Below are 22,625 nucleotides of genomic sequence, written 5' to 3' on the forward strand. Positions count from 1 at the left end.
ATGGCTCATTCAATTCCCGACGTGTTGAAGGCATTTGCCGACGGTGAAATCGTTGTCGTGACCGACGATGACGATCGGGAAGGAGAGGGCGATCTGATCGTCGCGGCCTCGCTCTGTACGGCAGAGAAGATGGCGTTCATCGTTCGTCACACCTCTGGAATTGTGTGTGCACCAGTGACCGTCGAAGACGCGCGCAGGCTTCGCCTCGATCCAATGGTCGCCCACAACGATTCGAATTACTCGACCGCGTTCACGGTTTCGATCGACTACAAGCCGGGAATGACGACCGGCATCTCTGCCGAAGAACGTACGGCGACGTGCCGCGCCCTGGTCAACTCAAACGTCGGGCCGAACGATCTTGCCAGGCCCGGTCATATCTTTCCGCTGATCGCCAGAGATGGTGGCGTTCTGATGCGTTCCGGTCATACCGAAGCAGGCATTGATCTTTGCCGACTATCGGGACTGCCTCTGGTCGCCGTTCTAAGCGAACTGATGAACGATGATGGCACCGTAATGAAGGGGCCGCAGGTCGCTGCTTTCGCGGAGAAGCACAAGCTGAAGCACGTTACGATTTCTGACTTGATCGCATACCGGCAGGCTCGCGAGAAACTCATTGAGAGAGTTTCGTCGTTCACGATCGACAGCCCAATCGGTCCACTGGAAGGTCACGCTTACCGCTCGCCATTCGACGAGATCTTCCACCTCGCTCTCGTGTACGGAAACGTCGGCGACGGCAAAAATGTCCTGACTCGGTTTCACAAGCCCAACATCGTCAAGGACTTGTTTCGCGGACCGCAACGGGTCCTGAAGGCCCTGGAGCATTTCAAAAAGCGCAAGTCCGGTGTGCTAGTCTATCTTCGAGACGGTGCTGCCGGCGTGCCGGTTGAGCCCTTGGCAGATCAGGGTTCAGTGGACGCTGACCGCAACAAACAATGGCGAGAGGTCGGAGTCGGCGCGCAGATTCTGCGTGATCTCGGCGTCTCATCGATCTGCAATCTCTCCTCATCCATTCACGAGTACAAGGGCCTTTCGGGCTTCGGAATCGAGATTGTCGGAAGCGAGCCGTTCGAGGGCTGAGCAGAAGGCCATTCGAAGCCGCGATACGTAGGGAGTTTATTAGGAGTTTGTACTTGGTTCCCATCATAATCAGCGTCAGGCTTCTGGGGCTGTGATTGCAGTCGATTCCGCGCGGGCGGCTCCCACGCTGAGTTCATGCGGGCACCGGTCGGACGCCGTGTCAGCGAGAAGCCCATCTCGAAAGGCAACGGCCAGGGGAGGGTGGGTCAACCATTCCCGCGGCTAAACCAGGTAGCGCGTCCCCGACACCGACCATTGCCGCCTCGGCAAGCCGAACGCCCGTCGCGGGGCCGTCGTTCAAGCCCCCTTGCGAAAACTGCAACGAGTGATTGTGAGCCGCCAGCAAGCGCGGGGGCTTAAGTTGCGCCGGTAGCGTTTGGCGAAGCGCAGAGCGGATTGGCGTTGCCTTTCGCGAGCTGCGGGTCCTTTAGGACACTAGGACACGGTCTGCGCCACTATCGCTTGGCAGGAATACCGGGAAAGTTTTCGCATTGATCGAGGGCTAGTGCAGCGTGCCCCGGTGCGGTGGATCGATGTTGGATTGTTCATAGAAGTATTGCAGCTCGGCTTCGAGACGCTCGTTGATCAAGAGGAGCGCCTGTAGAGCCCCGTGAATGTCGCCGCGGCATTCTTCGATCAATCTGTCTATCAAGTCATTAATCGGCATCGTTGGCTCCCACTGCGTCGGTTTCCATCAACCGCGCCAGTGGGCTAAACTGAGACCACTTGCCTCTAATCCACAGCCTATTCCCTTAGCTGGGGCGCAAGCCCAGAGGCCGCGACGCGATGCGGAAAGATGTTGGTGTGTGCGCGTGACATGCGAACAACATTCAAGCATGAATATTAGGTAGGTGGGTTAAAGTCGGGGCGTCATCCCCGCAATTCACAGGGCGTCCGCAATTACACCTGAGGGAAACAGCGTGAATGGGTAACGATTTGTATGTTTACAACTCATACACATTCCTGAAACATGCTGGATGGTCGGGGGTGGAAGCATGTTCGACGTTTACTTCAATCATAAACGAGACCTGCTGGTACTGAGCAGGGGCTCTTCGATACCGACGCTTGGCTCGCCGAGCAAGTGGCGGAAGAGCAGGAAGAGAGTGTTCAAAGTCAGCGACGAGATTAAGTCAGCGGTTCAGAGACAAGGTTACTACATGCGGAATGTGCGGGATACCAAGAACCGGACGGTCTAAGATCGAATGCGTTGGCGGCTCATCCGGACTATCCAGGTGCAAGAGATCGGATCGCGTTCCGGAACGGGCTAGGACGTCTCGAACGCCGGCCAGCACCCGTCTTCTTCATGCCTGCCGGTGCGCTGCTGGCAGGTGTTGTCCAGCAACCGCTGAGCCACGTCCTTCCAGACAGCGTTGCCGCCATACAATCGGACTGCATCGGCGGTCTGGATTTCCACGGTCCGCTCGCACCGGCGGCAGGAGACGCGCAGCACATGGCGTTGAATCTCGGAAAGACGTCGCTGTCGCTTCTCGGCTCCGGTCGCGGCGACGCGAGGGTCTTTCAGGACCGATTCCCAATATTCCGCCGGGAGCGGCGCATTCGGGGATCCGGGGGAAGGGGCTGGCCTACGTGCGGCTTCGGCGGCCAGCTTTTCCATTTGCTTTGGGGTCGGCATGCGCCAGCTCGCGGGTCGATCGGTCATTCCGAATTAGAACATAACAAGAACAAATGTCGAGTCCGCCCTGACCTTCGTCGTGAAAAAATTCATCCTTTTGGGAGAGGCGCGGTGTCGGAACCAAGCCGGGCCGTTCGTCTTGAATCCGGCGTCAGTAATGGAGTTCCCCCGCGATGGCCCCCCGCGCTAACTGGAAAGGCTTCCTGCGTCTTTCCCTCGTCACCTGTCCGGTAGCGCTCTATCCGGCCACGTCGGAGTCCGAAAAGGTCTCGTTCAACCAGCTCAACCGAAAGACCGGCCACCGCATCAAGTACGCCAAGGTGGACGCCGATACCGGCGAGGAGGTCGACAACGAGGACATCGTCAAGGGCTACAAGGTCGACTCCGACACCTTCATCGAGGTGACGAAGGAGGAGCTCGAGAACGTCGCGCTGGAATCGACGCGAACGATCGAGATTGACGAGTTCGTCGACCGCAGCGAGATCGATCCGCGCTACCTGATCCGCCCTTACTACCTGACCCCAGATGGCAAAGTCGGGCACGACGCTTTCGCCGTTATCCGCGAAACCATCCGCGAAATGAACAAGGTCGCGATCGGTCGCGTGGTGCTGACCAATCGCGAGCACATCATCGCGCTGGAGCCGCTGGACAAGGGGCTGATGGGGACCCTGCTGCGCTATCCCTACGAAGTCCGTTCCGCGGAGGAATATTTCGACGATATCCAGGATGTCAAAGTCACCAAGGACATGCTTGATCTCGCCAGGCACATCGTCAATCAGAAGGCGGGCCACTTCGAGCCGGACAAGTTCGAAGACCAGTACGAAACCGCCCTCATCGATCTCATCAACCAGAAGCGCGCCGGCAAACCCATCACCGCGAAGGCGCGTCCTCGAGGCGAGAACGTCGTCGACCTGATGGACGCGCTGCGCAAGAGCATTGGGAGAGACGCGGCGGCCGCGACAGAGGCTCCCAAAAAGCCAGGTAAAAAGCCGCGCAAGGCGGCGGCCGGGCAGAAGGAAATGCTGATGCCGATTGCAGGCAAGAAGCCGGCGAAAGAGGCCGCGGCGAAGAAGCCGGTGGCCAAACCACAGCGGAAATCGGCTTAGGTGCTGTGAAGCATCCCGTGATGCCCAGCGGTTGCTACTTCGTCGTCTGCGGCAGGCTTTGACGGATGGCGAATCCCGGTCTCGGCGGCGGACCGGCCGCGCTTCACTTGCTTTGGGAAATCCCTGCTTGCGGCATAGACGAAACGACGGAATCGTGCGGTCTCGTCGGTGGGCAGGGTGCGTGTCATGGCAAGAAAGCTGAAAACCTACCAGACTTCGCTGGGCTTCTTCGATCTGGCGATAGCCGCTCCTTCCATGAAAGCGGCGCTGGAAGCGTGGGGCGCAGACAGCAATCTCTTTCATCAGGGCGCGGCCAAGGAAAGCGATGATCCGGACGTCATCGCCGCAACCACGGCAAAGCCTGGCGTCGTGCTCAGGCGCCCGGTCGGATCCGACGGATCATTCAACGAACATGCCGAGCTGCCCACCGATCTTGGCGGCGGCAAACCAACGAAAGCTGCTCGCAAGTCGAAAGGCTCCAAGGCGAAGAAGCCTTCCTCTCGCCCTGTCGACAAGGCTGCCGAGCGAAGGGCCGCTCTCGACTACGACCGGGAACAGAGGCGTCGCGAGCTAGAACGAGCGAGAGAGAAGGCGGCCAGGCAGAAGGAGCGCGAACTCCGTCAGCAGGCGGTCGACAAGGCGCAGGCTGCGTTGGACAAGGCCGAGCAGGAGCATGCGAAACGGGCCGCGGCCATCCAGGCTGAGGTCGAGGCTCTTGAGAAGAGGTCGCAGGCCGAAGAAACCCGCTGGGATAAAGACAAGGCGCGATTGGAAGCTGCGCTGCGGCGGGCGCGGAGCTAGTAACGCTTCGTCGGCCGCACCCACAAGTGAAGCCTGGCGCGGCGTTGAGGCTCGGCACCAGCCCTTCTAGTCTGCGGGGCATTCCGGGCAGGTATCACCGATCGAGTTCAGCACGTCGAGAACCTCGGCCGCCGCCGCATCAGGCGAGACGCCTGCTGGCGGATCTCCACGGGCGATATCAAAGGCCCGCTCCCGTGCATGCGGATCGGCGCGATCTTGCATCCAGCCGTGTACTTCGCACTCGCGGATGGCGCCCGCTTCCTGGAGCACCTGGATCGCCCATCCGCGTAGCGTCCGTATCGCTGGCCTTCGTTCACGCGTCATCAGCATTGAGAAGCTCCTGATACGACGAATCCTTATGTCCGTCATTCGTTCCCTTGCTAACACAAGGTTGGAATTCGCAATGACGAGAGAGCAAGGTTTGGCGTGCAATGCGACCGCTAACTGCCCGCTTCGGGTTACGCGTATGACGTGAAAGCCGACCGAAGTGTGCATGCGATCCTCGGCAGCGCCACGGCAGTGGAAGAACTATAAAGCGTTTCCTGATGCTTCAGATTCGAATCTCGTGGAATCCACGTTCGCGAGGAGCTCGCAAATTGCCTCGTCATAGGTTTCCTGGCTTTCCGTTTGGGCGCGTGCGGCTTCGCCGCACCGGGCTCTCGTGAACCGAGCCGTTTTGCGTCTCGGCCATCCGGCTTCGATCCCTCGCGCAGAGACTGCGGAGTTCCTCGCCGGGCGCACTCGGGAAAGGGGCTCGCCTTCAGCGATCGCTATCACTGCCCCTGTCCCGGGTGCCGCTGTTAACCGGTCTCGTCGCTGCACTCGGACCCGCGTGACCCTTCCGGTCGCTATGCTCACGCTCTCCGGGTGCCATTTCAGTGGGGCGATGCGCCAGAGGCGCACGCCAGATCAGGGCCTGCGGCCCTAAGCAGTCAAGGCGGCATCCAATGAAGAAATGGGGCTTAAGGCAGTCGATCCGCAGATTGCGGCGGGCGTCACGCGTCGTCGTTTCCGCGCAAGAGGCTGAGAGTAAGAGAGCTGAATGGGTTTGCCGTGACGGGTCACAGGCTGCGAGAGAGGCTCGCCGCGCCCGTCGCGGAGACCCGCGATGTCCAGACGTTACCCTCAAGCGCGTACCGGTGAGGACCGGGCAAGCCTTTATGACGAAATCACCAACAAGATCATCGGCGAACTTGAGGCCGGCCGACTGCCGTGGGTGCAGCCTTGGGGCACCGCGGCGAAGGCGTCTTTGGCCATGCCGAAAAGCGCCGCGACCGGTCGACAATACAGCGGCATCAACATTCTGATCCTCTGGGGGGCAACCGCCGAACGCGCATTCACAGGTCAGAGCTGGCTTACGTTCCGCCAAGCTCTGTCGCTCGGTGGTCACGTCCGCAAGGGCGAGCGCGGAACGACCGTGGTCTATGCTGATCGCTTTGTACCGGTCGACGAAAAGCGGCGCGCGAGCGAAACGGGCGACGAAGCGCAGGCCATCCCATTCCTCAAGCGCTTCACGGTCTTTAATACTGATCAATGCGACGACCTGCCTTCGGAGATCGCGACGACGGCGCCCCCTCCGCCGCCAGGCCTGATCGAGCCGCAGGTCGAAAAGCTCATTAAGGCGACCGGCATCAACTTCCACATCGGGGGCAACCGCGCATTCTATGCGCCGGCAGAAGACTATGTGCAGGTACCTCCACCAGAAGCCTATTTTGAGCCGATCAACTGGCATCGAACCGCCTTGCATGAGCTTGCGCATGCCAGCGGCCATCCGTCACGTCTTAATCGTGACTTGTCAGGCGGTTACGGAACCAAGAAGTATGCTTTTGAAGAGTTGATCGCGGAGATATCGGCTGCGTTTAGTTGCGCGTCGCTCGGTATCGTACCGACGGTGCGACATGCCGACTATATCGGCTCCTGGCTCGAGGTGCTGCGCGAGGACAATCGCGCGATCGTGCGAGCTGCCTCACAAGCCAGCAAGGTCGCGGATTATCTCCTTGGCTTTCTGCCGGAGTCGGTTGTTGACGTGACGACCGAGAGAGCGGAGCAGGAGGCAGCGTGAAGATCTCGCCAGCCGCTTCGGAAACGAGAGTGAGAGGGGAGATGCGGTTTTCGCGACGGGTTGGAGGCCGAGAGAGGCTCCCGGCCGCCCGTCGTGGAGAATCGACATGACGAAGGCTGTCCAAAAGATCACCCTGTCGCCCTCGCGGGACATTCCGTTCAACAAGCTGGTGCTCAGCCAATCCAACGTCCGGCGCGTCAAAGCGGGCGTTTCGATCGAGCAGCTCGCAGAAAGTATCGCCCAGCGGACGCTCCTGCAAAGTCTCAATGTGCGGGCGGTTGTAGACGCGGAAGGCAATGAGACCGGCATGTTCGAGGTGCCCGCGGGCGGCCGGCGCTATCGCGCGCAGGGACTTCTCGTCAAGCAGAAGCGCATGGCGAAGACGCAGGCCGTTCCTTGCGTCGTACGCGAGGGCGGCATCGCTGAAGACGACTCGCTTGCCGAGAACGATGAGCGGATAGGCCTTCATCTGCTCGATCAGTTCCGAGCCTTCCAGGCCTTGAGTGGCGCCGGCATGTTCGAGGAGGATATCGCGGCTCGGCACTTCGTGACGCCGGCCGTCGTGAAGCAACGCCTCCGGCTGGCGTCCGTGTCGCCAAAGCTGCACGACGTTTATGCCGAAGACGGCATGACCCTCGAGCAGCTCATGGCCTTTTCGGTCACCGCGGATCAGACGCGGCAGGAACAAGTCTGGGAGAATGTCAGCCGCTCAGGCTACGATGAACCCTATCAAATCCGGCGGATGCTGACCGAAAATACCGTGCGGGCGTCCGATCGCCGGGTGCAGTTCATTGGGCTCGATGCTTACCAGCAGGCAGGTGGCGGCGTTCTGCGCGATCTGTTCGAGCACAATGATGGCGGCTGGCTTCAAGACGTCGCTCTGCTCGACCGAATCGTGACGGGCATCCTGATCGACAACTGGCTCAAGGGCCGCCGGCGCGCTGTGCCGATCCGGCTTTCGGAAGGCATCCTATTTACCACCTACGCCACGCTGCGCACCGATGAGCGCGGCGAAAAGCTTTCGTGCGTGCGGCAGATCGTCGAATGGTTGGGCTCGGATTTCGATGGAGTGATCGTCTTCGACGACAGCCACGCCATGCAGAACGCGGCCGGGGCCAAAGGCGAGCGCGGCGACCAGGCGGCCTCTCAGCACGGGCGCGCGGGCTTGAGGTTCCAGCACGCCCTACCGAATGCTCGCGTGGTTTACGTCTCCGCGACGGGTGCTACGACAGTGCACAATCTCGCCTATGCCCAACGTCTCGGCCTGTGGGGCGGCGCCGACTTCCCGTTCGCCACGCGGGCCGAGTTTGTCGAGGCGATCGAGGAGGGCGGGGTCGCGGCGATGGAGGTGTTGGCGCGCAAGGTGCTCGAGTGCTATCCGGTCGCGCGCATCAGAGAGCGGGAGGCCGCCTGATGCACCGCGATGCCTCTGAACTGGCACGCCGGCTCGCGCGTGAGGCCGAGGCGGTGTGCCGACACTATCTCTCCCATGGCAAGCGGGCGGGGCGGTATTGGGTGGTCGGCGACGTTCACAACACCCCGGGCCGCTCGCTGTTCGTGCGACTCCAGGAATCGCCGAAGGGACTCGCCGGCAAGTGGACTGATGCTGCGACCGCGCAGGGAGCGCGGCTGATAGGTACGTACGATAGCCAAGTCGCATTCGGTCAATCGCGTGTGCTCCTAGTCTGGACCAGGCTGATCATGCCCAACGGCCGCTCCATCGTGCTGGAACGGCAGCCGGGAGCCGACGCTGCAGGGTATTCTGGCCTTGAGGATCAAGTCGACAATCACTGGAAGGAATTGTTGGGCGGGGCTGCGCTCTCAACCCTGCTGGCGGTTGGGACCGAAGTGAATTCCGGAAACGACGTCAACAATAGCAACAGCGGCATCATTCAGGCGCTGCGGCGCGGGGCAGGGGATTCTCTTAATCAAACCGGCCAGCAGATTGTTCGGCGTGATCTCAACATCCAGCCGACGCTGACCATACGTCCAGGGTTTCCGGTGCGGGTCATCGTGAATCGCGATCTCGTGCTTGAGCCGTATAGGGGCTAACAGCATGGCCAAACTCAAGCTCGGTGCGATCACGGATGATAAGCCAGTCAAGGTCACGCATGAGCTTCCGGCAAATGTGCATCGCGATCTGACCGCGTATGCCGAGTTGCTTGCGCTCGAAAGCGATCAGCCTGCCGGCGATCCCGTCAAGTTAATCGCCCCTATGCTGGCGCGCTTCATGGCGATGGATCGCGCCTTTGCAAAACTTCGTCGCGCTCATCAGGGTACTAAGCGACGGGAGGGGTAGCGTTCAGATAGGAGCTTCAGGAAAGCTTCCAACACCGGGTTTTCGTTGTCATTTTGCCAGTAGGCTGAATAGCTCAGTACACTCGGCCGTGGGCACAAAGAGAAATGCGGCAGTCGGATGCTGTCGTCGCCGCACGAAATTGAAGATCGCGACTGCAAACAGGAGCAAAACTATAATGGCGAGTGCGACGCCAATAGCGTGCAGCGTGAGCATCACTGGCAACCAGAAAAAATTGAGTGTGAGTTGCGTTAGCCATTAGTGCCATCGCAGCACCGCGTGGTTCGCTTTGCCATATTCGCCAGCCTTCCACACAATGCAGATATAGAGCGCGGTCAAAATTAGATGAAACCGCCTGCTCGGCAACGTGACCCCACATACCACGCGCGAGGCAAATTGGTTGCTCCGATCGCCCACCACCGCCAGCAACAAGGACGAGGAAGAGAATAAGGGGGGACATATCTCGGAATACTTGTTTGCGCGAGGGCCATGAGAAGGATCAAAAATTGCGCCTTGTGAGCATCAATAGCTTTCGTTGGCGCAAGACCTATCTGGAAACTGGCGGCGTCTAGCGGCACTCGCGACGCAGACGAAACACCACCACCGTGACCGCCATCCACACAAGAGAAGCAGCAAGCAGGCAAATTACGGGAGAGCGCCCGGCCAGAAGCAGTACGGTCAATCCAAAGGCGCCCATGGCAACGCTGCCCCAACCGGCGCCCACGGCGTCCAGCGCCGCCGCTTGCTTGCCGCGGCGGGCGCCTTGCAATCCCTTTCGTTGTTTGCGCTCGCGCTCGTGTTTTTCGATTAAGGTTGCGCTTGCACAGAAAATGGCCGGAGGATCTGACGTCCTTCGGAGACGTGCTTCCGCAGGTGTCCCTGAAGTGGAATATGGGCGTGAACAACCTGATGGTCTACGGCGCCGGCGACATTCCCGTCGGAGACTACGATCCTGTCCGCCTGGCCAATCTCGGGATCGGTCACGGCGCGATCGACCTCGGGGGCGGCTATACATACTTCAACTCAAAGTCGGGCAACGAGTTCTCTGCGGTGGCCGGACTGACCTACAACTTCAAGAATACCTATACGCAATACCAGAACGGCGTCGACTTCCACCTAGACTGGGGCGCGTCGCACTTCTTCGACAACAAGCTCCAGCTCGGCCTGGTCGGCTATTATCTGCAGCAGGTCTCCGACGATTTCGGAGCGCCGCCCGCACTCGGTGGCTTCCGATCGCGCGTCGCCGGGATCGGGCCGCAGATCGGCTATCTGTTTCCGGTCGGCGACCTGCAGGGCTACGTGAACGTGAAGGCGTACAGGGAGTTCGCGGCTCAAAACAGGCCCGAAGGCTGGAACGCCTGGGTGACCTTCGCCATCTCTCCGGCTGCGCCGGAAGCGACCGCCGCTAAACCGCTTTCCCGCAAGTTCTAGAGTTTCACGGAAAAGCCAAGTCGGCAGTTGGCCCTTCGCGTCATTTGCTGCGACGGACATCGATTGGTAGCGAGCACTGCCTGGCTTAGCCGCAAATGACCCTGGCTGTGTAAAAACGCGAAGGATCGAAACACGACTAGAATTACATTCTTCAGATCGTCGTCAAAGTTGAAGGCGCTTGCGAGCTTGAGCGCTACAACGGTCTTGGACGAATAACTTTTTCTCTCGCGCTCAAGCCAAGCGTCTTGGCGTTTTCACACAGCCAAGACCCAAAGCCGACATGCCGCCTTCGATCACCGCGCGCACCCAAACTCGGCCCCGTTTACCGCCGCGATGCGCGTGTCCCGCCTGATGTTGGTTATTGGCCCTGGCTGTGTAAAAACGCCCGGAATTTTGGCACCGTTGCTTTTTCACACAGCCAAGGCCCAAAGCCAACATGGGGGCAGGAGCGACCGAAGTTTCCTAGAGACTCTTATGCAACCTAAGTCGAGCCGATGCCTAGTTGCCGGTTATCACGTTGGCTTTTTTGGCCCCGCGGATATGGCTACGTGGCCGAAGTTATCCTTCGACCTCTGGCAAACGGTCCGGGCCTGTCCCCTTGCCAGCAAGACTCATTGACACAGATCAACGCAGCTCGTCTTCGCGCCTATGAGGTACCAGTCGGGTGGACAACTGGAGCCGGCTCCGAACGGTATTCTGTGCCGCCGCCTGCGTGAATCGTAATGACCATCACACCGGCAGTCATCCACGTCGTTGACGACGATCCATCCTTTCGCATTGCAGTTGTTCGTCTGCTCCGGACCGCCGGCTATCTAACCGTGGCCTATGAGTCCGGCCAACAGCTGTTGGCTAATCCGCCGGTTGAAGAACCGGGATGCGTACTGCTCGACATCCGCATGCCGGAGCTCGATGGGCTCGCCGTGCAGGAGCGGTTGAATCAAATCGGCTGTGACCTGCCGATCGTGTTTCTGACCGGGCACGGAAGTGTTGAGACGAGCGCACAAGCGATCAAGGCAGGCGCCGAAGATGTCCTGACGAAACCGGTGTCGAAATCTATGCTGATCGAGGTTATCGAGCGTGCGCTTGCGCGACAGCGCGAGCGTCGGAATCAACGCGCCAGACCGGTAGCTTCATCGAACTCACCACCGCCAAGCGACTTTCCGGTCGAACTGCCGGGTGGATTGGATGCTCGGTTCTGCGAGGTCATGGATGCCGCTCCGGTGATGATCTGGATATCGGGCCCGGACAAGCAATGCGTCTGGTTCAACCGGCCATGGTTAGCCTTTACCGGCCGTAGCATGCACCAGGAAGTCGGCAATGGCTGGGCGGAGGGCGTTCATCCCAAAGATTTCGATCGGTGCCTTGAGACCTATGTCAGTCACTTTGATGCACGGAAGGAATTCCGGATGGAGTACCGCCTGCGTCGCCACGATGGCAAGTATCGCTGGATTGATGACACCGGAATTCCGCGCCATGCGCGGGATGGTTCTTTTATTGGATACATCGGCTCCTGCACTGACATCCACGAGTACAGGGAAACGCAGAGCGAACTCCGCCGCCGCCTCATCGAGATCGCCAGGTTGACGCGCCGCGCCGACGCGGCGGCGATCGCATCGCTGTTTGCGCACGAATTGAACCAACCGTTGGCAGCTATTCTGAGCAATGTCGAAACGGCTGGATTGGTTGAGGGGCTTCCTGCCGGTGGCGTACTGAAAGACATCCTCCTCGACATTCGCCGCGACAGCCTGCGGGGAGCACAAATCATTCGCCATATGCAGAACCTGTTGCGGACCGAAGAACCCGAAGCGCAGAAGATCGACCTGAACGAGGTCGTCCGCGTGGTTCATGAAATCCTGAAACCACATGCGACTGAAGCAGGGGTCGAAATGATAATGCAACCTTGGCAAAGTTTGCTGACAGTGCGCGCCGATCCGGCCTGGCTGCAGCAGGTCGTGCTGAATTTAGCGTTGAATGCGATGGATGCGACAATGAATCATTTTCCGGGCCGGCGACGGATTATGATGGAAACCCGACAGCTCGGCCAATCCAAGGCAGAGGTTTCCGTGTCCGATTCGGGAACGGGCATTCCAGTTCGACAGCTTGCCAGCATCTTCGAACCGTTCGCCTCCAAGCGGGGCGGTTCGGGGCTTGGGCTGTCCACCTCACGCGGCATCATTGAGGCCTTTGGCGGAACGATCTCGGCAAAAAACAACGAGAGCGGTGGCGCGATTTTCCAGTTCACCTTACCATTGGTCGATTTCCAATCATCAGTCTTGCAGTAGGCGATATCACCACAATTGGACGGTGGCCTGACAACCGCGCTGATTCTTCCGGAGCGCAGCGTGAGTTGAGCCCTACCAATTCAGGATCGTTGAGTCCGGTTATGGCCCTGAAGCGAAGTCCGGTGTGGCTCCAAGGTTGTCTGCTCATGGAGGTAGACCCGACCTAGCCCGTTCGGCTCAGTGACCGCCGGTTTTGACCCGATGCAGACCTCCGACACTTTTTTCGGGCTGGGGCGATAGCATCTTAGGCGATCGACATCGCTTCCAGGCGATCCATCGGCTCCTCTTCCATATTTTGGAAAGATAGTCTTCGACTTTGTCATGTAGCGCCAGATTTCGGAAGGCTTAGCTGTGCACGGCAAGAACGCGGCATTAAAAGTTGCCGACACTCTCGATCAGCAGCGGCGCATTGCCGAGTCCCGGCGTCCATTCGACGCCGCCGCAAGTAGATTGGAGATCGGAAGGAGCGACGATGGACCAGCTCGTAACCGGCGAAGCGCCCGAAGCTGCTAACGGCCGTTCAGATTTGAAAAAGGAGCTGGCCGAGGTGCTTCGGCAACGGGCGGCCATCTCGGCCGTGCTGCGCGCTACTGCCGATTCACCACACGACTTGCAGCCCATATTCGACACTATCATCGACACCGCAGTGCATCTCTGCCGAGCAGAGTGGGGCGGCTTCCGTCTTTGCGAGGAAACGGGCTTTCGTCTCGTTGCCTATAAAAAGAGCCCCGCGTTCTCAGAGGGGTATTCACAGCCAATGCTTCGGGAACATAGCAGCTTTGTAGGTCGCCTCTACGCAAGCAAGTCGCCGCTCCACATCCCCGACCTAACCACGCATGAAGAATTCTATTCTGCGGAAGAGGCTGATCGAGAGGCTCTATCACGCGGCGTTGGGACGGTCTTCATCGTGCCGATGCTCAGAAACGACGAGCTAATCGGAACGCTTTGTATTGGACGGCCGCGCATAGAGCCCTTTACGGAGACCGAGCTTGAACTGGTCACGGACTTCGCTGCGCAGGCGACCATTGCCCTGGACATCACCCGCCGCGAGCGGCAGCTGCGCGAGCTGCAGATGGAGCTGGCACACGTCAATCGTATCGCAACCATGGAACAGCTGAGCTCATCCATCGCCCACGAGGTCATCCAGCCGATTGCGACGGCGCGCAATAACGCCCGTGCGGCTCAAAATTTTCTTCAGATGAAGCCGCCGAATCTGCGCGAAGCCAGGGAAGCGCTCGACAGTGTCGTGTCCGAAGTCGATCGGGCCGGAGACATCATCCACCGGATCAAGGATCACGTCAAAAAAGCGCCGCCGAGGATGGAGCGGTTCGACATAAATGAAGCGATCCGCAACGCGATCATTCTCACGCGGGGTGAGGTCGTCAAGATCGGCGCTTCGATTCAGACGCAACTCGCCGAGCCCATGCCTTTCTTTCGGGGCGATCGGGTGCAGATTCAACAGGTGATGGTCAACCTGATCGTCAACGCCGTCCATGCGATGAGCGGCGACGACGACACCAGGCGCGAATTGCAGATCAGTACGGTAACCGACGAGGCGGAAGGCGTGCGCATCGCCGTGCGCGATACCGGGCCGGGTCTGGCGCCGGAGAGTCTCCCACGCCTCTTTGAACCCTTCTACACGACCAAGGCAGAGGGAATGGGTATGGGTCTGGCGATCTGCCGCTCGATCGTTGAGGCTCACGGGGGACGGCTCTGGGCCACGGCGTGCGAGTCACGTGGAACCTTGTTTCAATTTACGATTCCTGCCGAACAAGACGCGACACCGTAGTCAGATCATCCATGTCGCCTCTTGGCCCTTCGCGTCATTTGCGGCGTCTGCTCAAAAGCGGACGCTATCGGTACCGAAGCGGATATCGATTGGTAGCACGCACTGCCCGGCTCAGTCGCGAATGACCCCTAGCGGTATGGACCTTCTTGCCCGCTTGAGTCGGAGCGTTCTCGTAATTGTGCTGTTTGCCGCACAGGTGATGCTGTCAACGTGCACGCCGTCGCCAATTGCTCGGGGTGTCCCCCGTCAGTTTCCTGAAGGCGGCCGTGAACGCGGTCTGGGAAGAATAGCCAAGCGCGACTGCGACCGAGATGACCGACGCGTCGGTGTTGCGCAGCATGTTCTTGGCTTCCTCAAGCTGGTGCTGGCGCCGCCAGGCATGCGGAGAAAGGCCGGTGCTTTCCTTGAAAGCGCGGCAGAAGTGGAATCGCGACAGACCGGCATCAGATGCGAGTGCCGCGAGCGATACGTCGGCGTCGCTGTCTGAATGCAGGCGTTCGATAGCGCGGCGTAATACTATCGGTGAGAGACCGCCCAGCGTCGGCTGGGAAGTGGGCGGCGCGCCGACATGCGCCGCGAGCAGGCGCGTGGCCAGAAGGTCCGTCAGCTGATGCCTGAACAGTGTATCCAGGGCGCAATTGCCTTCCATGGCGTCGGCCGCGGTCAAAAGCAATCGGGATGCAACGGGGTCGGGATACGCCGTTCGCTCAAGCAGATCGGTTGAGGTCGTGCTGCCGACTTCGCCTGCAACCCGCTCAAGCGTGGTATGTGGAAGATAGAGTTGGATGACATCAACAGGTTTCGGAATATCCCACCGGGAGCTCGATCCCTCGGGAATGATGATCACGACTCCGGGACGAAACGTACCGATCGCAACCGTGCTTCCCGTCCGCCGCTCCATGCGCTGCATCATGCCGTTGTAAGCCATGATGACGTGATGGCTCATTGGCTCGACGACGTCGTGCAGCGGGTCATGCTTCCAATGGGCGATTCCGGCGCCGCAGGAATCCAAAGCCAAGTAAAATGGCGTGGTTGCGAGCACCCGCGCCATTTCTGCACCCGCGTGAGGTCGTTCGGCATTGGCCGGAGGGACTTGGCACGCCTCAGGCGTAACTGACGCGTCCTCCAAGGAGTCGCGCAGGATATGCTTGTTCATGAATGTATCCTCGCCCCAGAGAAGCGAAGCAGGTAGCGGGGCCGTGACCCGGTGCGACCAGATTTGTTGTGCTGATTGCGAAGCTCAGTGCGCGCCGCGTTTGATGCGGGCCAACCATTTCGCGAACCGGGCTTGTTCCCAAAGGGCGAGAAAATGTGTACTGTTTTGAGCGGAAAAAGCCTTGTAGCTGGCCTGAATTGCGATTGAGTCTTCCTTGGCTTCTTGTCCAAGAAGGATCCGAAGTGCCGTTTCTGTTCGAAGATTATTGCCTGGATGCCGACCGGCGGGAGCTCAAGCGAGGCTCCGAGCTCATCCCCATTGGACCGAAGGTGTTCGATCTGCTGCTCTTCCTGGTCCAGAATCGGGAACAGGTCGTGTCAAGGAACGATCTTCTGGAGGCGGTGTGGGAAGGACGGATCGTGTCCGAATCCACGCTGACCAGCCACGTCAATGCCGTGCGCAAGGCAATCGGGGATACCGGCAAGGAGCAACGCTTGATCCGGACGGTTTCTCGCAGAGGCCTGCGGTTTGTTGGCAAGATCATCGAGGAACGCATGCCCGCGCGAGCCTCGGTCACAGACCTAGCTACGGATCCTGGCGTTCAACATGTAAAGAACATGCGGGAGCCAATCGGGATCTTTGAGGTCGGTGCGCCGACCGGAGCGCGAGATGCACTAGTTCTTGCTGCCGAGGCCGAGAGTCCACCTCCGCTGCCTGACAAGCCTTCCATTGCGGTGCTTCCGTTCCAGAATATGTCTGGCGATGTCGAACAGGAATACTTTGCAGATGGAATGGCCGAGGACATCATCACGGCGCTGTCCCGTTTCAAGGCGCCATTTGTCATCGCCCGAAACTCCAGCTTCACCTACAAGGCGCGCGCCGTCGACGTGAAGCAGGTGGGGCGCGAGCTTGGGGTGCGCTACGTGTTGGAAGGGAGCGTTCGCAAGGCGGCAAACCGAGTGCGCATTACTGGACAACTCGTCGATACCGCTACCGGAGCACATATTTGGGCCGATCGGTTTGATGGCGAACTCGGCGACATCTTCGATTTGCAGGACCAGGTGACTGAAAGCGTTGTCGGGGCAATCGCACCTGCGGTAGAAAAAGCTGAGATCGAGCGCGCCAAACGCAAGCCGACCGGTAGTCTCGACGCCTATGCCCTCTATTTGCGCGGTCTGGCCCTGCTTCATCAGTTTGGTAACCGGGAAGCGAACGACGAGGCATTGCGTCTGTTCAACCGCGCGATCGAGCTCGACCCGGAATTTGCCACCGCCTACGGTCGTGCAGCCTTTTGCTACCTCATTGCCAGGATCAATGGCTGGGTTCCGGACACAGAGAACGCGATTACCGAAGTGAAGAAGCTCACCCAACGGGCAGTTGAGTTGGGCAAGGATGACGCGATCGCGCTCTCGTCTGGTGGGAATGCGTTAGCGTTTGTTGTTGGGGATCTCGGGGTAGGTGCCGGCTTAGTTGATCGAGCGCTCGCGCTTAATTCCAATTTGGCCGAGGCATGGAATTTCGGCGGCTGGGTAAAAATCTGGCTCGGCGAGCCGGAAGCGGCGATCGAGCGGTTCGCACGTGCCATTCGCCTGAGCCCACTTGATCCGTGGTTGATGGGCATGCGAGCCGGGACAGCGTATGCACATTTCTTTTTGGACCGCTATGACGAAGCGGCATCGTGGGCGGCAATGGCATTGCAGTGCAGTCCGGACTATCGACCTGGATTACGTATCACCGCCGCAAGCACCGCAAAGGCCGGTCGACTGGAGCAAGCACACAAGGCAGTGGCTCGGCTGCGAGAACTGAGCCCCGCGCTGCGCCTTTCCAATCTCAAAGATACGCTTGGCCCTTATCAACGTGCTGAAGACGTCGCGCGATATGAGGAAGGATTGCGGCAAGCAGGGCTGCCCGAATGACCATCTCGGCCAAGGTACTCGCCTTATCAACGAGGTGATCGAAGAAGCGCAACTTCCGCTACTGGCCGATTCTGTTGAAAAAGGCCTTTGTCGCGAGCATGCCCATTTTCTGAAGACTTCTGATGCGTTTGACGCAGCGGGACGTGGGAGATCGCGTCAACATAGTCAGGATCGCTCGGTGATCTTCCTAGCTTTACTACGAAGGCTTTTCTTGCCGGAGCTCGCTCTAAGTTAATTTCAGCGATGTTTTTGCCGTGGCGTTACTTTCGCCTTTTTCAACGGAATCGGCCCCAAGCAGACCTGGAAGACAACGTCCGCAATGTCTGCTTTGAGAGGGCAGAGCAGACTCTCGCTGCGCAGATCAAGGAGATGATCGGCGATCTCGGTCGCGGTGGATCAGCGGTGGTCGATCTGCCGCCCCTGCCGCTACGCTCGGAACTGAATGCGTGGCATAAGGCCACCGTTTCATTTATCTTCTCGGCGTTTCAAACCGGATTGGACCGTCACCGAGCTTTTTCATTTCAATGATAGCTGACAGGTCGACTATCAGCGCACCGAGAGCTAACGACTGACGTTCGGCTCTCTTACGCCGCAAAGTGTCGCAGCTAGAAAACGCGCAAGACCTCTTTCGCTCGCTTTCCCATAACACTTGACGGTGTTTTCTGCATTGGCGGAACCGACGCAGAGATCGATAGCAATTCCACGGGGTATGGCGGTATAAACACGAGAAACTTGTGCGTAGCATTTGACCGGCTCAGAAGTCCAAGCACCCGAGCAGAGCTTGGTTGCCAATCCAATAATAATGTCCTTATCAACTTTGGATGCGTCATTAAGACAGTCCAGAGGATCATAAGCAAAGGCTGAAGAGCTGGGTGTAAAGCCCAAAAGCACTACGTAGATGATGATGGGTTTAAGTTTCACCTTCTCGGTCCCCCCCCGTTGGCCCAGCGTGTTTTTACACGCCGATAACGTATTCGATGCTTGCCATTTCGCGCCAATCATTTGTGAAACTTGGCCCCAGCGCATCCTTGTCGGCGGAACGAACAGCATGGTCGACCACGCAAACATTCATCCGCTGATATCGATCCGGCCTATTGGCGATGTTCATCCCTCATAAACCCGCGCCAGTCGGCCCAAGTGCGAATGCTGAGAACGGCGCTCGAAAATTCCGACCGCGGCCTTCAATCGCGCCGACAGCACGAGCGCGAAGATCGTTGAGCTGGCAAACCCGCTGCGGCGGGCGAATTGAGATAGGGCCGCGCCGCGCCAAGTGCTACCTGCTCGCGTCACCCTTATTTAAGGGCAGCGGCATGGTTATCATCATCGCAACATTGTGCTCGCCGCAGAGCACTGTGTCTTCTTTCAGACTATTTTTGCGAGCAAATTCCCGCAGCTGCTGCTCCTGATCTGACTTAACGACAGTGTCAAAGTGAGCCACAAGAGCAGTCAGATCGAACATCATTTGACTGATATCGATACAATGTTCGAAAGTCGTGAAGTGGAACATACCCAGCGGAATTTCAGTCGCTCGACCGGGCTTAGAGTCGAATTGAAATTTATGCTCCGGATGAGTGAGAGCGCCCGCAGTGAGGACAACAAGGGTGCCGCCCTTGATCACAACTAGACCTGTGCCGCTGTCGGATATGTCGTTGTTGCTGATCACGGCAAAGCACGCTCCGAAAAGAGGTGGCATCGGGTCCTTTTTCTTCGCAATGTTTGAAATTGTTTGATGAAGATGGTCCATTGCGTTTCGAATGAAAGTGGCCGCTTCAAATTTTTCAATAAATGTCGCAATGAGTCCGTCGGTGGCAGGGTTCATGCGTTCGAGGAGGTTCCTCAGCATGTGACACTGATCAACGATTGACGCAACAGGCGAACATTTCTGTTGCGAGCGATGTTGGGTAGGTGTCTGACATGACATCGACCTGCGAGGCGGCTGCTTTCAATTTGTCACAGGAGAGAGAGCATTTGGATTGCCCAACCAATTCCCTCCAAGATCAACCGTTGCTCTAAATTAATTCCTTCAGGAAGCTTTTTGAAGAATGAGTTTTCGCTGATCATGATTGGTTACCTATATCGATCCGGCCGGTTGGCGTGGTTCATCGCCCCATACGCCTTCGCCAACTGCTCAGATCCGGCCAGTTCCTTAAACGCGGTCCACGCCCGCTTGAAACGCCGCTTGGCCTGATCGATGCACCACGCGCCACCGAACGATGGACCGGGGATCGTCACCGTGACGTTCCAAAGCCAGACTGGCGGCGAGCGGTCCTTGGCAAGCCGGATGCGTCCGATGAGCTGGCTATCTTCGTGGACGGCGTAGTCGTCGGGGCCGATCTGGCGACGAGTGAGCATCAGGCTAATTTATCATCGAAGCACGTTGAAGGTGCAACTGTTCCAGAGAGCCTCGGCATTCTTCCGGTCGATCTCTTGTGAGTCCTCGATAGAAAAGCTCTTGCCGTTGACCCAGCAATATAGGCGCTCGATGATCGGTATCGATGCTTTCAAAAGCTCTGTTTCGTCGCCGTATTTCATCGGCTGAACTGGCCCGTGCCTCTCTCGGCGCGTGGCCTCCAACGAGTGAGCAAGATGCTTGTCGCGGATATTCATCACTGAGGCCAGCCTCGGCGATGCAATGATCGCGCGACAGTCGGCTATTGCCTGCCTCAATTCTCGCTTGGCTTTCGCCGCCTGTTCGCTGCCGAACTCGCGTTCGCTTGCCGCTATCGCTTCGCGTTCGAGCGCGGCAAGGTCAGAATCGGTGGAGGGGTTGCCAATCCGCGCGGTTTTCCCGCTCCAATATTTCAGGTTATCGTTGCCGAGTTGCTCGATGATTTCGCTGTCATCGATCAGCTCGATGACTGTCGGAATGTTTTCTTTCTGGGGATCAGCACCGTCCCACAGTGCGCAGAGCCTGACAATCTCGATCTGGTGCATGCTGCGCTGAAAAACCTCGAAAGCGTTAGCTGCAAAAGAGGCCGGAATTTGCGAGGCGAGCGTCGGTGAGTACACCACGAACGAATTATTTGCGTGCAGCTCGATGACATATAGGAAGTGATCGAGGAGCCTGTTCATCTTAGCCTTGGCCTGATCGATCCTTTCCGCCTTTGTCAGCTTCCCCAACCATTTTATATCGGCGATTAGCGCTTTCTCACCCTGCTCCTAGACTTCACCCGAATGCCTTTTCTATTGTACGGCCTCTACTTGCCAGTCATCAAAGTCCTTGGTGATGTGGACGCGGTAAACAGGCGCGTTGCCGTCGCTTAGGTCGAGATGAACGACATTGTATGCATAAGCGCCATCCGTCACGCCGTGCAGGCCGATCACCCACACGGTTGCGAAATAGAGCGGGATGGGCAATGCCCGCGCGACCTTGTTTGGATGCCATTCACCTGCGTCAGCATCAACAAACACGACCAGCGTCTTGCCCGACGCGTAAGCCGCGCCACCCTTGTTTCGCTTGTCATCGATGGCTTTCAGGATAAGTGCTTGCAGGTCGGCATTAGGGCCGCCGCTCTGGCGCGGAACAATGACGTGTTCGGCCGGCAAGCTCTCGCCGGTGTTTTCGTCGTGCAGGATGCCGTCACCGCCGATGGGGTCCTTTGTGCTCGCGACTGACAAGCTGCGTCCATCATCAATCGCATTGGCGGTGGCGCACAGCAGCCAGTTGGCCACCGCCTCCCGTGAACGCATGTCGCCGAAATTCTGAAATGGCTTCCCGGTCTGAAGGTGGGTCGCGTCCTTGATATAAGGCTCAAGCGTCTTGAGCGCGACTGCCATACTTTTGAATTTTCTGACAGGTATATTTATCACCAGGCCTCATCCATCACCCGCGTCATCGCTGGACGCTGCCGATTCTTTACCTTGATCCAGTCTTCGACCTACCACCCTGATACGGCCGGTCGCACCGCTTCGATACCAATCCTTCCAGCCCCATCCGACAGGCGGCGCTAAACGGGTCCGGCCCGATCTCGCCTTGTTCGAATGGCGCAACGAAAATGCCGTCCGGTCGCCGCGCCAGCAAGCGCGCAAGATTGGTCTTGCGCATCGATAGCGGCAGTCGGCGCAGGTCCTCTCCGTCGAGCGCCATGATGTCGAAGGAGTAGAGCTGCACTTGGGCATCATGCTTGCGAGAGTGCAGCCCATTGAAGTCGGCGACGCTATCAACGCCGAGCACCACGGCCTTGCCGTCAATGACGAACTGCCGGTACCGGTTCTTGCGTGCCGCCTCGGCGATCCATGGATAGCGGTCGGTCCAATTGTAGCCGCCACGGGTGATCAGGCGCACACGGTCACCGTCGCGCTCCAGCCGCAGCCGGTAGCCGTCGTATTTGATCTCGTGCAGCCAGTCGGGGCCGATGGGGACGCTGGCGGATTTGCTCGGAAGGCAGAAGTCGAAGGTGCGCATGGTCTGCCGGGAAGATAGGGCGAAGGGGCACAGATTTCGAGCCCAATCGGGTGGCGTCCGCCCGCCGCAAAGAACCGGCTAACCGCGCCAAGGCCGCGCCGGTCGTCACTTCATAGCTGCTCAGGTGTGTATTCGGCCTGCGACTCGCGATATGCCCAAGAGTTTCCCGCCTCCGCGCGAATTGACAGGTGAAGCTTGTCGAATCTCCCCTGCGCGAGGATGGGCCACCCGTCAGCGATGGCCCGGATTTCAGCCCGCCGATCACTATCGAATCTACCGAGCACGTCTGGATCGGCGACAATGGCCGACATCCCCTGCTTCACTGCGCTCCCGCCCGTACCAAAACGGCGAGCGTAGCGGTCCAGAATGTCCAGCAGCTCTGCATAGGTCTCAAGAATGATCGCCCGTCGTATGGGACGAAGGTCAGCCGCCAAAACCCTTCTAAGCTGAATACGCGAGTTCGATTCCCTTCACCTGCTAAAACGTGTCACCGCGCAGAGAGGCTAACCCGAAACAGGGCCGTGAACTTAGCCAGAACGGTTTGCTACCATTTTGCTACCCAACCACGCGGGATGAGCAAGGATGAGAGACTAGGTCCGGCGGCAGACTTGTCGCAAAAAGCCGTATAAACAAGGACTTTGGGATATTCGCGACGTTGCGAAACTTCTTTG

Annotated in this window: 21 protein-coding genes and 2 pseudogenes; 12 read left to right on the forward strand and 11 right to left on the reverse strand. The window is 58.7% G+C overall.

All coding sequences use genetic code 11. The annotated features are described in order from the left end of the window. Positions 1-1,077: a 3,4-dihydroxy-2-butanone-4-phosphate synthase gene (ribB, locus tag Q3C01_RS18055; RefSeq protein WP_458146654.1), complete on the forward strand. Its 1,077-nt coding sequence runs from the start codon at positions 1-3 to the stop codon at positions 1,075-1,077. A gap of 502 nt (positions 1,078-1,579) precedes the next feature. Here ribB and Q3C01_RS18060 read toward each other — a convergent pair. Next, positions 1,580-1,744 carry a hypothetical protein gene (locus tag Q3C01_RS18060; protein WP_254109963.1) on the reverse strand — a complete coding sequence of 55 codons (165 nt, stop codon included), beginning with the start codon at positions 1,742-1,744 and terminating at the stop codon, positions 1,580-1,582. Between the two features lie 597 nt (positions 1,745-2,341). Next, the gene (locus Q3C01_RS18065) at positions 2,342-2,737 is read right to left on the reverse strand and encodes a hypothetical protein (protein WP_458146655.1); all 396 of its coding nucleotides are present in this window, start codon (positions 2,735-2,737) and stop codon (positions 2,342-2,344) included. 146 nt (positions 2,738-2,883) lie between these two features. Here Q3C01_RS18065 and ku point away from each other — a divergent pair, with 146 nt between their 5' ends. Next, positions 2,884-3,816 carry a non-homologous end joining protein Ku gene (gene ku, locus Q3C01_RS18070; RefSeq protein WP_458146656.1) on the forward strand — a complete coding sequence of 311 codons (933 nt, stop codon included), beginning with the start codon at positions 2,884-2,886 and terminating at the stop codon, positions 3,814-3,816. Between the two features lie 186 nt (positions 3,817-4,002). Continuing rightward, positions 4,003-4,617 carry a cell envelope biogenesis protein TolA gene (locus Q3C01_RS18075; RefSeq protein ID WP_458146657.1) on the forward strand — a complete coding sequence of 205 codons (615 nt, stop codon included), beginning with the start codon at positions 4,003-4,005 and terminating at the stop codon, positions 4,615-4,617. A gap of 66 nt (positions 4,618-4,683) precedes the next feature. Here the strand turns inward: Q3C01_RS18075 and Q3C01_RS18080 are convergent, their stop codons facing one another. After that, positions 4,684-4,947 (reverse strand): hypothetical protein, encoded by a 264-nt coding sequence (locus Q3C01_RS18080; RefSeq protein WP_458146658.1) that lies wholly within the window; start codon positions 4,945-4,947, stop codon positions 4,684-4,686. A gap of 778 nt (positions 4,948-5,725) precedes the next feature. Between Q3C01_RS18080 and Q3C01_RS18085 the strand changes: the two genes are divergently transcribed. The 4 genes and pseudogenes from Q3C01_RS18085 (at position 5,726) to Q3C01_RS18100 (ending at position 8,978) form a co-directional block, all read left to right on the forward strand. Then, a complete protein-coding gene (locus Q3C01_RS18085) occupies positions 5,726-6,679 on the forward strand; it encodes an ArdC family protein (RefSeq protein WP_458146659.1) in 954 nt (317 codons plus the stop codon). Between the two features lie 106 nt (positions 6,680-6,785). Further along, entirely contained in the window at positions 6,786-8,093 is a 1,308-nt protein-coding gene (locus Q3C01_RS18090) for a strawberry notch-like NTP hydrolase domain-containing protein (RefSeq protein ID WP_458146660.1), read from the forward strand. A 203-nt stretch (positions 8,094-8,296) separates the two neighbouring features. Then, positions 8,297-8,731, forward strand: a pseudogene (locus Q3C01_RS18095) (TraB/TrbI/VirB10 family type IV secretion system protein); the annotation flags it as partial. 4 nt (positions 8,732-8,735) lie between these two features. Beyond that, positions 8,736-8,978, forward strand: a complete 243-nt coding sequence (locus Q3C01_RS18100) for a DUF2274 domain-containing protein (RefSeq protein ID WP_458146661.1) — start codon at positions 8,736-8,738, stop codon at positions 8,976-8,978. 48 nt (positions 8,979-9,026) lie between these two features. On the opposite strand, the pseudogene Q3C01_RS18105 reads toward Q3C01_RS18100, so the two are convergent. After that, a pseudogene (locus Q3C01_RS18105) lies at positions 9,027-9,221 on the reverse strand (TspO/MBR family protein); the annotation flags it as partial. A gap of 567 nt (positions 9,222-9,788) precedes the next feature. On the opposite strand from Q3C01_RS18105, the gene Q3C01_RS18110 reads away from it, so the two are divergent. From Q3C01_RS18110 to Q3C01_RS18120, 3 genes are all read left to right on the forward strand, one after another. After that, positions 9,789-10,406 carry a SphA family protein gene (locus Q3C01_RS18110; protein ID WP_458146662.1) on the forward strand — a complete coding sequence of 206 codons (618 nt, stop codon included), beginning with the start codon at positions 9,789-9,791 and terminating at the stop codon, positions 10,404-10,406. Between the two features lie 722 nt (positions 10,407-11,128). Then, a complete protein-coding gene (locus Q3C01_RS18115) occupies positions 11,129-12,688 on the forward strand; it encodes a response regulator (RefSeq protein WP_458146663.1) in 1,560 nt (519 codons plus the stop codon). Between the two features lie 472 nt (positions 12,689-13,160). Next, complete coding sequence (locus tag Q3C01_RS18120) at positions 13,161-14,477, forward strand: sensor histidine kinase (RefSeq protein ID WP_458146664.1); 1,317 nt, start codon at positions 13,161-13,163, stop codon at positions 14,475-14,477. 205 nt (positions 14,478-14,682) lie between these two features. Here Q3C01_RS18120 and Q3C01_RS18125 read toward each other — a convergent pair whose 3' ends face one another. Beyond that, positions 14,683-15,633, reverse strand: coding sequence for a helix-turn-helix domain-containing protein (locus Q3C01_RS18125; RefSeq protein ID WP_458146665.1), 951 nt, complete (start codon positions 15,631-15,633; stop codon positions 14,683-14,685). A 242-nt stretch (positions 15,634-15,875) separates the two neighbouring features. Between Q3C01_RS18125 and Q3C01_RS18130 the strand changes: the two genes are divergently transcribed. Then, positions 15,876-17,549, forward strand: a complete 1,674-nt coding sequence (locus tag Q3C01_RS18130; RefSeq protein ID WP_458146666.1) for a winged helix-turn-helix domain-containing tetratricopeptide repeat protein — start codon at positions 15,876-15,878, stop codon at positions 17,547-17,549. Between the two features lie 243 nt (positions 17,550-17,792). Next, the gene (locus Q3C01_RS18135; RefSeq protein WP_458146668.1) at positions 17,793-18,077 is read left to right on the forward strand and encodes a hypothetical protein; all 285 of its coding nucleotides are present in this window, start codon (positions 17,793-17,795) and stop codon (positions 18,075-18,077) included. 33 nt (positions 18,078-18,110) lie between these two features. On the opposite strand, the gene Q3C01_RS18140 is transcribed toward Q3C01_RS18135, so the two are convergent. The 6 genes from Q3C01_RS18140 to Q3C01_RS18165 all read right to left on the reverse strand — a co-directional run bounded on the left by Q3C01_RS18140 (position 18,111) and on the right by Q3C01_RS18165 (position 21,954). Beyond that, a complete protein-coding gene (locus Q3C01_RS18140) occupies positions 18,111-18,599 on the reverse strand; it encodes a hypothetical protein (RefSeq protein ID WP_458146669.1) in 489 nt (162 codons plus the stop codon). Positions 18,600-18,822: 223 nt separating this feature from the next. Continuing rightward, positions 18,823-19,368, reverse strand: a complete 546-nt coding sequence (locus Q3C01_RS18145) for a hypothetical protein (RefSeq protein ID WP_458146670.1) — start codon at positions 19,366-19,368, stop codon at positions 18,823-18,825. Between the two features lie 248 nt (positions 19,369-19,616). Further along, complete coding sequence (locus Q3C01_RS18150) at positions 19,617-19,901, reverse strand: hypothetical protein (protein ID WP_458146671.1); 285 nt, start codon at positions 19,899-19,901, stop codon at positions 19,617-19,619. A gap of 12 nt (positions 19,902-19,913) precedes the next feature. Beyond that, positions 19,914-20,669, reverse strand: a complete 756-nt coding sequence (locus Q3C01_RS18155) for an AbiU2 domain-containing protein (protein WP_458146672.1) — start codon at positions 20,667-20,669, stop codon at positions 19,914-19,916. 63 nt (positions 20,670-20,732) lie between these two features. Further along, a complete protein-coding gene (locus tag Q3C01_RS18160) occupies positions 20,733-21,326 on the reverse strand; it encodes a hypothetical protein (RefSeq protein WP_458146673.1) in 594 nt (197 codons plus the stop codon). A gap of 79 nt (positions 21,327-21,405) precedes the next feature. After that, the gene (locus Q3C01_RS18165) at positions 21,406-21,954 is read right to left on the reverse strand and encodes an ATP-dependent DNA ligase (protein ID WP_458146674.1); all 549 of its coding nucleotides are present in this window, start codon (positions 21,952-21,954) and stop codon (positions 21,406-21,408) included. Between the last annotated feature and the right edge of the window lie 671 nt (positions 21,955-22,625).

The organism is Bradyrhizobium sp. UFLA05-109 (assembly GCF_054185165.1).

Coding starts and splice junctions, on each gene's coding strand:
- ribB (WP_458146654.1), top strand. CDS start 1: ATGGCTCATTCAATTCCCGACGTGTTGAAGGCATTTGCCGACGGTGAA.
- Q3C01_RS18060 (WP_254109963.1), bottom strand. CDS start 1,744: ATGCCGATTAATGACTTGATAGACAGATTGATCGAAGAATGCCGCGGC.
- Q3C01_RS18065 (WP_458146655.1), bottom strand. CDS start 2,737: ATGACCGATCGACCCGCGAGCTGGCGCATGCCGACCCCAAAGCAAATG.
- ku (WP_458146656.1), top strand. CDS start 2,884: ATGGCCCCCCGCGCTAACTGGAAAGGCTTCCTGCGTCTTTCCCTCGTC.
- Q3C01_RS18075 (WP_458146657.1), top strand. CDS start 4,003: ATGGCAAGAAAGCTGAAAACCTACCAGACTTCGCTGGGCTTCTTCGAT.
- Q3C01_RS18080 (WP_458146658.1), bottom strand. CDS start 4,947: ATGCTGATGACGCGTGAACGAAGGCCAGCGATACGGACGCTACGCGGA.
- Q3C01_RS18085 (WP_458146659.1), top strand. CDS start 5,726: ATGTCCAGACGTTACCCTCAAGCGCGTACCGGTGAGGACCGGGCAAGC.
- Q3C01_RS18090 (WP_458146660.1), top strand. CDS start 6,786: ATGACGAAGGCTGTCCAAAAGATCACCCTGTCGCCCTCGCGGGACATT.
- Q3C01_RS18100 (WP_458146661.1), top strand. CDS start 8,736: ATGGCCAAACTCAAGCTCGGTGCGATCACGGATGATAAGCCAGTCAAG.
- Q3C01_RS18115 (WP_458146663.1), top strand. CDS start 11,129: ATGACCATCACACCGGCAGTCATCCACGTCGTTGACGACGATCCATCC.
- Q3C01_RS18120 (WP_458146664.1), top strand. CDS start 13,161: ATGGACCAGCTCGTAACCGGCGAAGCGCCCGAAGCTGCTAACGGCCGT.
- Q3C01_RS18125 (WP_458146665.1), bottom strand. CDS start 15,633: ATGAACAAGCATATCCTGCGCGACTCCTTGGAGGACGCGTCAGTTACG.
- Q3C01_RS18135 (WP_458146668.1), top strand. CDS start 17,793: ATGTTTTTGCCGTGGCGTTACTTTCGCCTTTTTCAACGGAATCGGCCC.
- Q3C01_RS18140 (WP_458146669.1), bottom strand. CDS start 18,599: ATGCTGTTCGTTCCGCCGACAAGGATGCGCTGGGGCCAAGTTTCACAA.
- Q3C01_RS18145 (WP_458146670.1), bottom strand. CDS start 19,368: ATGAACCCTGCCACCGACGGACTCATTGCGACATTTATTGAAAAATTT.
- Q3C01_RS18150 (WP_458146671.1), bottom strand. CDS start 19,901: ATGCTCACTCGTCGCCAGATCGGCCCCGACGACTACGCCGTCCACGAA.
- Q3C01_RS18160 (WP_458146673.1), bottom strand. CDS start 21,326: ATGGCAGTCGCGCTCAAGACGCTTGAGCCTTATATCAAGGACGCGACC.
- Q3C01_RS18165 (WP_458146674.1), bottom strand. CDS start 21,954: ATGCGCACCTTCGACTTCTGCCTTCCGAGCAAATCCGCCAGCGTCCCC.